Source organism: Verrucomicrobiota bacterium, from assembly GCA_037139415.1.
GTDB lineage: Bacteria > Verrucomicrobiota > Verrucomicrobiia > Limisphaerales > Fontisphaeraceae > JBAXGN01.
In genome coordinates this window covers 20313-33277 of the sequence record JBAXGN010000079.1, presented here as the reverse complement: position 1 = coordinate 33277, position 12965 = coordinate 20313, and the positions used below count along the sequence as shown (strand labels likewise).

General features: G+C 56.3%; 8 protein-coding genes. 4 read left to right on the top strand and 4 right to left on the bottom strand.

The genetic code is table 11. From position 1 onward, the window contains the following. Positions 1-77: 77 nt before the first annotated feature. On the bottom strand, positions 78-311 hold the full coding sequence (locus tag WCO56_15030) for a hypothetical protein (protein MEI7730886.1): 234 nt from the start codon (positions 309-311) through the stop codon (positions 78-80). 245 nt (positions 312-556) lie between these two features. Here WCO56_15030 and WCO56_15025 point away from each other — a divergent pair, with 245 nt between their 5' ends. The 4 genes from WCO56_15025 to WCO56_15010 all read left to right on the top strand — a co-directional run bounded on the left by WCO56_15025 (position 557) and on the right by WCO56_15010 (position 6705). Continuing rightward, positions 557-1948, top strand: a complete 1392-nt coding sequence (locus WCO56_15025; protein MEI7730885.1) for an ABC transporter substrate-binding protein — start codon at positions 557-559, stop codon at positions 1946-1948. A gap of 48 nt (positions 1949-1996) precedes the next feature. Further along, positions 1997-2782, top strand: coding sequence for a metallophosphoesterase (locus tag WCO56_15020; protein MEI7730884.1), 786 nt, complete (start codon positions 1997-1999; stop codon positions 2780-2782). A gap of 331 nt (positions 2783-3113) precedes the next feature. Continuing rightward, positions 3114-6149, top strand: a complete 3036-nt coding sequence (locus tag WCO56_15015; GenBank protein MEI7730883.1) for a polysaccharide lyase family protein — start codon at positions 3114-3116, stop codon at positions 6147-6149. Positions 6150-6357: 208 nt separating this feature from the next. After that, positions 6358-6705 carry a cupin domain-containing protein gene (locus WCO56_15010; GenBank protein ID MEI7730882.1) on the top strand — a complete coding sequence of 116 codons (348 nt, stop codon included), beginning with the start codon at positions 6358-6360 and terminating at the stop codon, positions 6703-6705. Positions 6706-6732: 27 nt separating this feature from the next. On the opposite strand, the gene WCO56_15005 is transcribed toward WCO56_15010, so the two are convergent. From WCO56_15005 to WCO56_14995, 3 genes are all read right to left on the bottom strand, one after another. Continuing rightward, positions 6733-8067 carry a Gfo/Idh/MocA family oxidoreductase gene (locus tag WCO56_15005; protein MEI7730881.1) on the bottom strand — a complete coding sequence of 445 codons (1335 nt, stop codon included), beginning with the start codon at positions 8065-8067 and terminating at the stop codon, positions 6733-6735. A gap of 96 nt (positions 8068-8163) precedes the next feature. After that, on the bottom strand, positions 8164-9960 hold the full coding sequence (locus tag WCO56_15000) for a hypothetical protein (GenBank protein MEI7730880.1): 1797 nt from the start codon (positions 9958-9960) through the stop codon (positions 8164-8166). 91 nt (positions 9961-10051) lie between these two features. Continuing rightward, positions 10052-12964, bottom strand: coding sequence for an Ig-like domain-containing protein (locus WCO56_14995; GenBank protein ID MEI7730879.1), 2913 nt, complete (start codon positions 12962-12964; stop codon positions 10052-10054). Position 12965: the final 1 nt, after the last annotated feature.

Genomic DNA, 12965 nt, shown 5'->3' with positions numbered 1-12965 from the left:
AGGCGGGACTTGCACCCGCTGGCCTGTCAAAGATCGAAGGCTGCACCAGAAATTGTCGGGTGGCGGCACTCACGGTTTCAGTTTTTTTTAGGAGGGGCATCGGTAGAGTTAGGAGATGTTGGTGTTTCTCGATGCTTCCAAATAGCAGTGGTGGCAATAGCGGGGGCAAAAGCCAGCCCCATTCCGATGCCTCCCCAAACAAACACTGCAAATCCATTCACGGGACATTTGAAGAAGCCCAAAATAAAAATTAACGCAGTGGCGGTCCAGATTGCCAAGGTGCTGAGCAGTTTGGCGAGGTTATCGTTCATACGAATTGTGGAGATAATACGTTTTTCAGGTTTTTTGTTTAATTGGAAAAAATCGTTTTCCGCTCGCTATTCATCGAGGGCGAGCCTACGCCGCTCCCGATGGAGAATCAATCGTGAATTGTTGCAAAAAGCTCCGTGGAAAAGATTGGGCCAGAAGATGGAATTCTGGAGTCAGGAGTTTTTTCAACGCGCGGCGGTTCGCTTGCGGCTTGCTCTCCGCCGGTTTGAGCGGTATTGGTTTTCCCATGTTTGTTACTCATCGTGCTGGTGGACGGGGCTGCACCGCTGCGGGGCGTTCCGCTTTCATGCCATTGGTCGGCCATGGCGTGTACACCTGGCTTGCCATGCTGGTCGCGATTGTCTTTCTGGCGGGCGGTCTGCGCGCCGAGGAGGCGCGCCTCATCATCATCACCCCGCATAGCGGTCCGATCCGGTTTGAGTTTGAACGCGGCTTTTCTCGCTGGCACAAGGCGCGCTACGGCACCGCCGTCGCGGTGGAATGGCGGGATGTCGGCGGCACCACCGATGCGCTGAAATTTGTTCAATCGGAATTCGCCCGGAAGCCGGACGGCATTGGCATGGATTGTTTCTTTGGCGGCGGGGTGGAGCCTTATCTGCTCTTGATGGATAAAAAAATGACGTTGAGCTACCGACCGGCGGCGGAGTCCCTGCAAGGAGTGCCGGAGAAATTGCACGGGCTGGATATTTACGATCCGCAGTTTAACTGGTATGCGGCGGCGCTTTCCTCCTTCGGCATCCTGCAAAACACACGGCTCCAGGAAATCTCCCATCTGCCACTGGTGCGGCGCTGGGAAGATTTGAGCCAACCGAAACTCTTTGGTTTGGTGGGCGCGGGCGATCCGCGCAATAGCGGTACCATGAATTCCATGTTTGAGGCGTTCCTTCAGGCGTTCGGCTGGGACAAGGGCTGGAACGTGCTGGCGCGCATCGGTGGCAACGTGCGCAAGTTCGACCGGCTTTCCCCCACCACCGCCAAGGATGTCACCATGGGGGAGACGGTGTATGGGTTCGCGATTGATTTTTATGGGTTCACCCAAGTGGCCATGGCGGGACGCACCAATATGACCTTTGTGTTGCCCGACGATTTCACGGCCATCAACCCGGATGGCATCTGCCTGCTCAAGGGCGCCCCCAACGCAGTGACGGCCCAGCGATTCATTGATTTTATTTTGTCCGAGGAAGGGCAGCGGCTCTGGTTTCTGCCGTGCGGGCATCCGTTGGGGCCGACGCGGTATTCCATCGAGCGCATGAGTATTCGCCCGGATTTCTATGCGCGCTACAAGAAGGTGAGCAATATTGAATTCTCGCCCTTCGACCTGAAGCAGAATTTCCGCTATGACAACAAGCTGGCGCGCGACCGCCGGGATGTGGTCTCCGCCCTGGTGGGCACGCTGTTGGTGGATACGCACGGGGAATTAAGCGCGGCGTGGAAGGCGGTCATTGCGCGCGGGCTTCGCCCGGAAGACCTGGCCGAACTTGGCACCGTCCCCATCACTGCGGATGAAGCGTTGAAACTGGCCAAGGGAAAATTCAAAGAACCCGCTTTCCGCAACGTGAAGCTGATTGAATGGCAGACGTGGGCACAGCAAAAATATCGGCGGCTCGCGGCGCGCTGATTCATTTGAACCCGGGCACCGCATTCGTTGTCTGATTGATAGCGTCACGTGAAATCACCATCCAAATCCGTCCGGGTGAGCCGCCGCAAGCTGCTGATGGCGGGCCTATTTGTTCTGCCGGTGGCCGCTCTGGCTGGCGATTCCATGCTGCTTGAGCCGCAGTGGCTCAAGGTCAAGTCTCTGCCGTTATCCCGTTCGCTTGGGTGCCGCCTGGCACACTTCACCGACGTGCATTACAAGGGTGACCGGGCCTACCTGCAACGGGTCGTGGAAAAAATCAACGAGGCCAAGCCGGATCTGGTTTGCTTCACCGGCGACCTGGTGGAGGAAGACGGCCACTTGGACGAGGCCCTTGAACTGCTGGGGAAAATCCAAGCGCCCATGTACGGCGTGCCTGGCAACCATGATTTCTGGGCCAAGGTGGACTTTGATAAATTCCGCCGGGCTTTTGCACGCCAAGGCGGCGCGTGGCTGCACAATGACACCGCCACCGTATTTCGTGGCAAAATCAAACTTCACGGAGTGGCGCAAATCCGGAAATATCAACCGGCGCCCCAACCCGGCGTCACGAATATTCTCCTCGCGCACTATCCTGCTTGGGCGGACGATCTGGAGGATAAAAAGTTTGACCTGATCCTCGCCGGGCACACGCACGGCGGCCAGGTTCGCATTCCGGGCTATGGTCCGCTGGTGATTCCCTATGAGTCGGAGGAATACGATTACGGCCTGTTTCAGAGCAAGGGCGGCCCGCTCTACGTCAGCTCCGGCATCGGCTATTTCATGCTCAACGTACGCTTCAACTGCCGTCCGGAAGTGGTGGTCATCGAACTGTAATTACCACGCGGAAAAGCCCTGGTGAGCCATGGCCACCTCCATGAAACCCAAGCTGTTTCGTTTGCTGGCGCATCACGCCTCGCGCCTGCCCACTGTTGCTCGTTTCAGAAGGATTATTCCGCTTTCAAAGTAACGCTTCCCGCCTGGTTGGTCCCCAAAAACCAGCCGTAACCCGTGCGCTGATTTTGAAGCAATGCGCCTTCCCATGTTGCCATGCGAGCCGAGCGCCGGTGTCTGAATTTTTCATTTCCTTTGACTGGACGTGCGGTGAAATGCGTCTAAAGTGCGTTTACGCCTTATGAGCCATACGTCATCATGTTCGCGGAAAACAGTGTGCCAGTCACTGTTCCTGGGTGTTTTATTGCTTGGTCTGCCCCGTTTGGTGGCCGCCCCGCAGCCTAAATCGGGCGCGGAAACGATCTTTTGCCTGGGCGTGCCGGACCAATCCTCGGTGGAGTTCGGCCTGACGCGTAGCGGGTACGCCGCCTTCTCCAAAGAATTTTCCAAGCCGGTGGAATTTGTCGTGGGCAAGGATTCTTTGGAAGCCTGGCCGTTCATTCATCCCAGCACGCATGATACATGGGCAGGCAGCAAGGCGCATACGTTTACGATCCGATTCCCGGTGAAGCAGATCCCGGCACAGCCCGTTTACCTGGTGGTTGGGCAGGTGGATTCCTTGAAGAAACCGTTGCTCACCGTGTCCTTGAACGGACGGGAGATCGGCAAACAGCGCGCCCCGCAAGGCAAGGGCGTGGGGCATATCCCGGGCCGCGTCGGGGAAGTCGCCACCCTGGTGTTCCCCATTCCCGCCGGCAGCCTGAAGCCGGGAGAAAACACGCTGGCGCTGAATCTGGATGATGGCAGTTGGATTATTTACGACTATGTCTATCTGGGAACCAGCCAGGCTCCGGAAGCTTCGATGGCCACCGTGGTTAAGGAAGAGTTGCTGCCCAAGTTCCTGGCTGGTCCGCTGAAAGATGTGGAGGAAATCGTCTTCGCCACCCGCAAGGTCGGATCGGATGGCCATTGGTACGCCAACATCGGCTATTACTCGGACTGCGAGCTGGAATACCCGCAAGGAAAGCCCTTCACGCATAATGGCAAGCGGGTGGCCTACCGGTTGGGAGGGAAGCTGGGCAAATTGAATGTGAAGACCGGCAAGGTGACCTGGCTGGTTGAGGATGCCGAGGGCGGAGTGCGCGATCCGATTGTGCATTACGACGGCAAGACGATCCTCTTCTCCTATCGCAAGGGAAACGGGGAGAACTATCATCTGTACACCATTCAATCCGACGGCTCCGGCCTGAAGCAACTCACCACGGGCGATTACGATGATTTTGAGCCCTGCTGGCTGCCGGAGGGCGGCATGGTGTTCGTTTCCACGCGCGCCAAGCGCTGGGTGAACTGCTGGGTGACACAAGTGGCGACGCTCCACCGCTGCGACGCCAACGGCTCCAACATCCGGATGATTTCCGCCAACAACGAGCAGGATAATACGCCATGGGCGCTGCCGGATGGCCGCCTGATATATCAGCGCTGGGAATATGTGGATCGCTCGCAGGTGGATTACCACCATCTTTGGACCACCAACCCAGATGGCACCGGGCAGATGATTTACTTTGGCAATCAGCGGCCCGGCATTGTCATGATTGACGCCAAGCCCATTCCCGGTTCCCCCCGGATCGCCGCCATTTTCTCTCCGGGTCATGGCCGGGCGGAACATGCCGGCGCATTGGTGGTCGTGGATCCCAGCAATGGCCCCGATCAACACGGCATGGCCCGTTACATCACGCGCACGGAGGATTACCGCGATCCCTGGGCGTTTTCCGAGGAGGCGTTCATGGCGGCCAAAGGCCCGGAAATCCAGTTGCTGACAGGCGCGGGGCAATCGGATCGCCTGTATCGGCTGAGCGATGAGGAGGTCAAGGACGGCTTCCTGATTCATGAGCCGCGCCCCATCGTGGCGCACGATCGCGAGTTGGTAGTCCCCACCGGCGTGAACCTCCAGGAACCGACGGGGCGGCTGGTTATGGCCAATGTCTATGAAGGCCGCAACCTGGCGGGCGTCAAGCCGGGCGAAATCAAGAAGCTGCTGGTGCTGGAAACGCTGCCCAAGCCGGTCAACTTCACCGGCGGCATGGATCCGCTCACCTATGGCGGGTCCTTTACCCTGGAGCGTGTTGTGGGCACGGTGCCGGTGGAGGCGGATGGTTCGGCTTACATGGAACTTCCCGCGCTGCGGGGCCTCTTCTTTGTCGCGCTGGATGAGCACGACATGGCCGTCAAGCGCATGCAGAGCTTTTTGACGGTGCAACCGGGGGAGACGACCAGTTGCGTGGGGTGCCATGAGCAGCGCACCCAGAGTTACATCCCGGGCAAGTCCCTCGCGGCCTTGCGCCGGCCCGCCAGCAAAATCCAGCCCATCAAGGATTGCCCGGATGTCCTGGATTTCCCGCGCGACATCCAGCCGATCCTCAACCGACTGTGCGTGGATTGTCACGACGCCACCCCCACGCCGCGCGGCGGGCCGTATGCGGGCAAGGTGTTGCTATCGGGGGATCATGGCCCCATGTTTTCGCACGCCTACTTCAACATGACGGTTCACCAACTGTTCACGGACGGTCGGAATCGCGCCCGCAGCAATTACGGCCCGCGCGAACTGGGTTCGAGCGCCAGCCGCATTCTCCAGATGCTCGATGGTTCCCACTACGGCGTCAAAGCCAGCGAAGCCGAGAAGACCAGACTGCGGCTGTGGACCGAGGTGGGCTCGCCCTATCCCGGTACCTACGCCGCGTTGGGCTCCGGTTCGGTGGGCGGCTACCAGGAAAACCAGCAGATCCACCTGGATACAGACTGGCCCGCCACCAAGGCCGCGGCGCAAGTCATGGATCAGCGCTGCGCGGAATGCCACAAGGGGCAGAAACGCCTCCCGCACACCATGTCCGATGAATTGGGGATGTCCTTCTGGCGGTTTGCGATGGATGATCCGCGCCTCAAATACAGCCGCCACAGCGTTTTCAACCTGAGCCGCCCCGCCCAATCCCTGTTGGCCCTGGCCCCGCTGGACAAGGCGGCGGGCGGGCTGGGCATTTGCGTGAAGCCGGCCACCGGGGCCGCAGTTTTCTCCAGCACCAGCGATCCCGACTACCTGAAACTGGTGGAAATGGCGGTGGCCGGCCGCGATCATCTGGAAAAAATCAAGCGCTTCGACATGCCGGGCTTCCTTCCGCGCGAAGGGTGGTACCGCGAGATGCGGCGCTACGGTATTTTGGCGGCGGACTTCAAATCCACTGCGCCGGTAGACTTCTATAAAGTCGAGCAAGCCTACTGGAAATCCATGTGGTACCAGCCCGCAGGTGCCCAATAGCTCCGCCATAGGAAAATTTGGTGTAGTGGCAACTGCCGGGGGAAAAAGGGACGGCGGGCGACACCGCTTTGGATTTGCCCCGTCCACTGGAATAAGCGCAAGTCTGCCTGGGGAGATGCAAATAACCAGTTTCTTGATCTCCATCAAACCTTTTCGTTTTGGTCTCAGCGGCGATTGGGTTCAGAGGTATATTGCAGGTATGGATTTAATGAAAAAAGACACCTCATCCAAAGCGAAGGGGCTGCCCGCCGCTCAAGTCGCGCGCGTGGCCGACCATGTGCAATACCAAGCTGGCTCCATCGTCAGCCGCGAAATCGTCAAACAACCCACCGGCACCGTGACGGTCTTTGCCTTCGATGAAGGCCAGGGCCTGAGCGAGCACACCGCGCCCTTTGACGCCCTGGTGCAGGTGCTGGATGGGGAGGTGGAAATCCTGATCGCCGGTCAGCCGCATCATCTGCACACTGGCGAGATGATCCTCATGCCGGCCCAACAACCCCACGCTGTGAAAGCCTTGAAGCGATTCAAGATGATGCTCATCATGATCCGGTCGTAAAGAATTACCGCCGCCTCAAGCCGACAGTTACGCCATTTTCCACGGCGGACGGTAGGCGCGGGTAAGCAGTTTGCTGGCCTCGGCATCGCCGACGATCACTTCGTTCTGCGCATCCCACTTGATCTTGCGTCCCACCAACATGGCGATCAACCCCAAGTGACCCGGAATGGCGGAATGATGCGCCACTTCCACCGGTGCAACGGTGCGCTCGCGTGATTTCACGCAATCCAGGAAGTTGCGATAATGCCCCTTGGTTTTGATCAACTTGATCTTTCGCTGTTCCTCGGGAAGAGTTTTGAAATCACTCCAAGCAGGGTTGGATGATTCAAACGCTCCGCCGCGATTCACCCACACCCAGCCATCGGTGCCAATCCATTTGGTGCCGCCGCGAATATCCTTGTGGCCACCGGCGATAGTCATCACAATATTATCCGGATATTTCGCCGTAATCCGGTACGTGGTACACGTGTTCCAGACCGCGTCGGGTGCCGGAAATTCTCCTTTGCCTTCAATTTCCATCGGCCCGATCTTCGTGTCGTCACCCATGCCCCAATGGGCAATGTCGCAATGGTGGCCGATCCAATCCAGCAACTGACCGCCGCCGGTGTTGTAATTCCAGCGCCAATTTTTGTGGAGACGGGCTTCGATGTACGGCTCCATTTTGGATGGGCCAATCCAGAATTCGTAATCCAGCTCCGCTGGCGGCTGGGTGATGGCGGTTTTATCCTTGGTTTTAGCGAAATCAGAGTGCCCGCTCGGCAAACCGACCTCAACCCGGGTGAGTTTGCCGATCATGCCGTTGCGCACAATTTCAGCGGCCTTGTGGAAGTTCGCTTCAGACCGTTGCCAGGAACCCGTCTGCCAGACACGTTTGTTATCCTGCACTGCCTTGACGATGGCCTGCTGCTCGGCGATGGTGCGCGCCAGCGGCTTTTCGCCGTAAATGTCCTTTTTGTTTTTGGCGGCCTCCTGAGCGGCAAGTAGATGCCAGTGATCCGGCACCGCCAGCATCACGGTATCAATATCCTTGCGGGCCATCAGCTCGCGGAAATCATGATACGTCTTACAATCCTGATTTTTATACTGGCCATTGATTTTATTGGCCGCGCTTTCCAGATGCTTTTTATCCAGATCGCACACGGCTACCACCTGACAATCTACCTCACGCAGGAAATTGCCGGTGTTGCCCGGCCCCTGCATGCCCCAGCCCACCACACCCATGGTGATGCGATTGGAGGGAGCAGGAACACCATCCGCCCCAAAGACGCTGGACGGAACAATCATGGGGGCAGTCACCGCCAGACCCGTTGCCGCCAAAAAATGACGCCGCCGTAATTTTGATCCGCAAGACGTGTTATTCATAGTGTTAAGATTGACGCATAAAACCCCGCCCGGATTCAAGAAAAAGCCCTCCGGAAAATTTCCAGAGGGCTTGTAATCGTTCACGTTTGGTGAAGTTTACTTGGTAAAGTCCACTTGCTCTTCTATTTCAAAGCGCGAGTTATTGGGCTTGGTGGTACCCTTAGCCCAGATGGTATAACGCCCGGAGGCCGGGAAATCCACCACGATTTCGGTGCCGGTGCCGGTCTTGATAACGTTCCCCTGACCGCTGACTTTCCAGTCGGTCACCGTAATTTCGCCACCATCCAAGCTGAGGTTCAACACCTGGTAACCTGAACCACCTTTCTGAATGGTCATGGCCCATGTGGATTTTTTACCAATCGTGACTTCTGCTTTGCCTAATTTATCACCGTCAATTCGGAATTTACGGTTCATTTCAACTTCTTCAATCAGGCGTCCACCTTTCTTATCGGAATAGACGCGCTTGAACATCGGCCCCTGGGTGATTTCGTTTTTCGAGGGATTAAACACCGGATCCGGCCAATCTGGATCATCGTCAACACGCTGGCCTTTCATCTGATCAGAGAGCGGGCCAGAGGGTACTGGCCCGGGACCTGCGCCAGGGCCGCCAGGGCCAGGACCGGGAGGGATCACACCCGCAATCTCAGGAATCAATGATTTATAATTACTTACAATATTATTGATGGTAGCGGTATCGCCAGTTTTAATTGCATCCACCAGCTTTTTGGCATCTTCCGGTTTCATACCCAATTGAACACACAGCGTTTCCATCAGTGCGGCCAACGTCTTGCTATTGGGATATTTTTTTAACAACTCAGCTAGTTTCTTCAAATCCCGGTTCTTGAATGCATCAATCGCCGCTTGCGCATCAGCATCGGATAATCCTTCACTCTTCAACTGGGCCACGTAAGCAGCCGCGGTATTGGGATCAGTGGTGATGTTATTGATAGAAGCCCCTCCTGGAGGAGGTATGGGAACTCCAAGATTTTTTAAAGCATCCGCAACGCCGGCAACGGCAGGATTATTTTTATAATTATTCAGAATGTTAGCCACGGTTTGGAGATCACCCGTGCGGATGGCGTTAATGAGCGCGGCGGTATCTTGCTGAGAAATCCCCGCTTTTAAGCAGGCTTTCGCCAGCATGTCGGCAATGGTCTTGCTGCCGGGATATTTTTTAGCCAAAGCCAGCAAGGTGGCGATATCCCCATTGTTGAGAGCGGCGACCGCAGCGGCGGCGTCGGCAGGAGATAATCCTTCATTGCGCAACTGTTCCAAAGTGCTATCGGTCTGAGTCACTTGCTGAGCGTTGGAACCAAGGTCAAACTTTTCCCCCTGCTTGTTTGTTATTACTAAATTTGGGTTGCCAGAATCTATCTGGCGCATCACCTGAGCCAGCATATTGCTCCAAGAATCAGTGCCCTTGTATTGCTGCCGTACTCGCAGATATGCCTCCAGCATTTTGCCGCTATCCGGGCAGGCGCGTTTGAAACGGGTGTCCCGGTAATCTTCCAAGACGCGATAGGAATCACGTTGGGACGTACGCAGCTTGTTCAAGCCTTCCTGCAGCGACTTGAGCGCCCCATTGCGCGACTGAAGCAACGGGTAATCCACGACGCGAATAATGCGTTCCTCGTGATTTTCTGGCAGGGACCAGGAATCCTCTGCGCGGTCCAGATACACATACGCTTTGACCAACACACGTTCTGCCAACGTGCATTGTCCGGCCTCCTGATTCTTTTTGGCATTTTCAAACTCATTATTGCCAGAGGAGATATAGTTGCGGAACAGCGCCTGCTCCCGAATCAGGGTATTATACGTCACATTCTGTGCGCCACAGATAAGGCTTGAGGCACCCAAGCAGGCGGCCAACAGAACTTTATTCATGATTTTCATATTATATTTTGACAATCAACAATTGCTCTTGTCTCGCTAGACATCGACTTTACTACCAAAAGCGCGTTTAGGTTGCAAGTAAATAATAAACTTAAGGATTTGGTGGTGGTGTTGGCGGAGCAATTACCCCACCGCCCACCCGATAAGGACCATTCACCGGCACATTGTACAATTTCGCAAAACCTTTCATTTTCACATTCAACCAGCGCAAATTGACATTGGCCGGCAACTTGGTGGCCGCATCGAATTTTACCGTCACAATCGTGATAAGGCGACCGCTCGGGTGTTTCTTCTCTTCAGGGTCCACGCCCGCGACAGTGAGCTTGGCGTCCCCTGACGCCACTTCAAAGTTGGACGCGGCGAAGCAACCATCCTCCAAATTGCTCTTCCCTTCGGTCAGCACAAACTTAAACTCGCTCTTGCCCTCAATATCCGTGTCCGCCTGAATGATGCTGGGGATCATGCGACCACCGGGCAGTTCGGAATTGAAGCTCACCGCATTGGATTTGGAGTTTCCGAAAATATCGGATACTTTATCGTAGCACAACAGGTAGCTTCCCTGATCCAGTTTGGCGCCCAAGTCCAAAACCACTTCACTATCTTTGCTGCCCATTGAGGGCTTGGGCTGCCCGGACCAATCCTTCAAGTTTCCACCCATGTCCACTTTAAGTGAGAATGTCGCCCCAACCAGCTTGGAATTCAGGACCTTGCTGAAAGGCACAATCAGCTTCGCGCCATCCTGGCTCAACAGCGGGCTTTGCGCGACCGGTGACTCCTTGTCCGGCGGGTTATAGATGAATTCGTTGGTGGCATCCACCAGCCGTCCGGTAACGCTCTTCACGCCGCGCACCGCGAGCTGATATTTGCTCCCGACAGTAAGTAAGTCCGTGGTCAGCACCACCGAGCGTTCCCCGCGCGGTTTGCTGGACAGGACTTTGAGGTCGGGATTCTTGATGGTGAAATAAGACACATCCTGCGCCGTGGCCGAGTCCACCGGCTTGCTGAAATCAATGGTGATCGTCCATTGGTTCTCCGTGGCGTTGACTGCCAGCACCTTTAACGGCGTGTTATCCACATACTTGAACGGCACCGTCACGGTTCCCATGGATTTATGCGCGATGGACTGATCTTCCACGAGCTTGATCGTCAAGGAATAGTCCTTGTTCATCTCAAAGGACTTATCCGCCTGAAGAACGATCAAGCGTGGATCCGTCACCTGTGCCGCCGTGATATTCATACCGGCAACCTGATAATTCTTTTCCGATTCCGCACTGGCTTTGCCGACCGGTTCATCAAACTCGACCAATAATTTATTCAGGCTTTCTCCCGCCGAAACACTGACGCAGCCCGGCGGACGCAAATCGGCGGCCACAACCGAAACGGGTTTATTTTTGTCCACCTGATTCTTTTGCCGGGTGGTATCAGTAACCCCCTCAATGTGCAGGCTGTAGTTATCGGTTTCTCGAACCGTTTCCGAAAGCGTCAGTATGAGGCGCTTTTTGTCCGTGGGATCCGGCTCAGCTTGGCTGATCTTCATCAGGCTGTTGCCACTTGCCGACTTGAGATCATACTTGGCTTTCGTCACCGATTCCGGCGCAACCGGCTTGTTGAATACGACCACCAATTTATTGCGCTTATTGGGCGGATCCATCTTCACGTCATTGCTGATTTCAGCCCCCGTGATAACCGGCGGTGTTTTATCTATGCTCAAATAGGCTACCAATGCACCCACCAGCATCAGTCCCACCACGCCACCGGCGATGGCCAGAACGACGGCGGCAGACTTCTCGCGCAATTTCAGCTTGTCCACCACCGTGAGAGCGGGCGGCGGGGCGGCCTTGGATTTTTTCTCGACGAAATCCACATCCTCCTCGGCCTTGGCCCCCGGCTTGGAAGCCGGGGCGACGGGCACGCCCAGTACCGTATCGGTGCAGAGCGGCAGGCAGTTTTCCTTCACCAGGTACGGATCGCCATAGAGCACGAACAGCCGACCCTTGAACATCCAGAAACAATCCGGCATGCGATCCGGGTCGGGCAGGCGGAAGTTGCGTCGCAGCTCTTTCTCGTAGCTGCCCACGGCGGGCTTTTTCTGTTCGCCCACCGGCAAATTTTCATTTTCCTCGGCATCCGCCTCTTCCGGGTGGGCCTTGGCGTAGAAGTCCATGCAGGCCTTGCGGAAGGCGGCAAACTCGCCGCGCGCCAGACTGCGCTTGGGCAGCGGCTTGAGCTTTTTGAGCTGGTCCAGCGGGATTTCCGTGCCGGTGCGGGTGAGAATCTTGACGAGCTTGCCTTTTTCAAACACCGGGGAGGCGATAAAGCGCCCCAGCGGGTCATTGATTTCCTTGATCAGTTCGATCGCCTGACGCTGTTGTTCCTCCCAGGAAAGCAGCAATTCCTTGAGGCGGTCATAGACACTGGTGCTCTTGTAGCCAAGGCGGTCATAGCGGATCAGCGGCAGGGACGATCCCTGATTCTTTTCACACCCCCAAAATACCAGCAGCTTGGGATCATATTTATCCCCATAGACCCGGTAGGCGTCCGGTTCCAATTTGGGATCGGGCAGCCGGAAATTCTTGCGCAGTTCCTTGGCGTGCAACGGCGTCTTGGCGTCGGGATCGGCTTTGGCGTAAAAAGAATTGGCGGCCCGCTCGAACGCTTTTAGTTCGGTCTCGGTGATGTACCGGAAATCGCGCACCTGATCAATCGGGATTTTCCCCGGAAGGTAGGTAATCAGGTTGCATTTGCCATCAGGCGACGGCCCGTAATTGGTATCCGCTAAAAAACGAGCTAACCGCTCATTGAAGGCCTTGACCACCGGTAATGTGCCCGGGCTGAAGTAATTACCGCCGCCGGCATCCGTACGGAGGATCCAATACGGCGGCAACTTGCGCACGGGCAGGGCCGGCGACGCGGCAGCGACCGGCGCGGCGTTGGTAGCGGTTTCCATGTCGGCATCCGGTTTCGGCGCCGGGTTCGGATTAGAATTGGGCAAATTGTCAGGCATA

Excerpts from the sequence above, each read along its gene's own strand:
- WCO56_15010 (MEI7730882.1), top strand. The coding sequence starts at position 6,358 with ATGAAAAAAGACACCTCATCCAAAGCGAAGGGGCTGCCCGCCGCTCAA.
- WCO56_15025 (MEI7730885.1), top strand. The coding sequence starts at position 557 with ATGTTTGTTACTCATCGTGCTGGTGGACGGGGCTGCACCGCTGCGGGG.
- WCO56_14995 (MEI7730879.1), bottom strand. The coding sequence starts at position 12,964 with ATGCCTGACAATTTGCCCAATTCTAATCCGAACCCGGCGCCGAAACCG.
- WCO56_15000 (MEI7730880.1), bottom strand. The coding sequence starts at position 9,960 with ATGAAAATCATGAATAAAGTTCTGTTGGCCGCCTGCTTGGGTGCCTCA.
- WCO56_15030 (MEI7730886.1), bottom strand. The coding sequence starts at position 311 with ATGAACGATAACCTCGCCAAACTGCTCAGCACCTTGGCAATCTGGACC.
- WCO56_15005 (MEI7730881.1), bottom strand. The coding sequence starts at position 8,067 with ATGAATAACACGTCTTGCGGATCAAAATTACGGCGGCGTCATTTTTTG.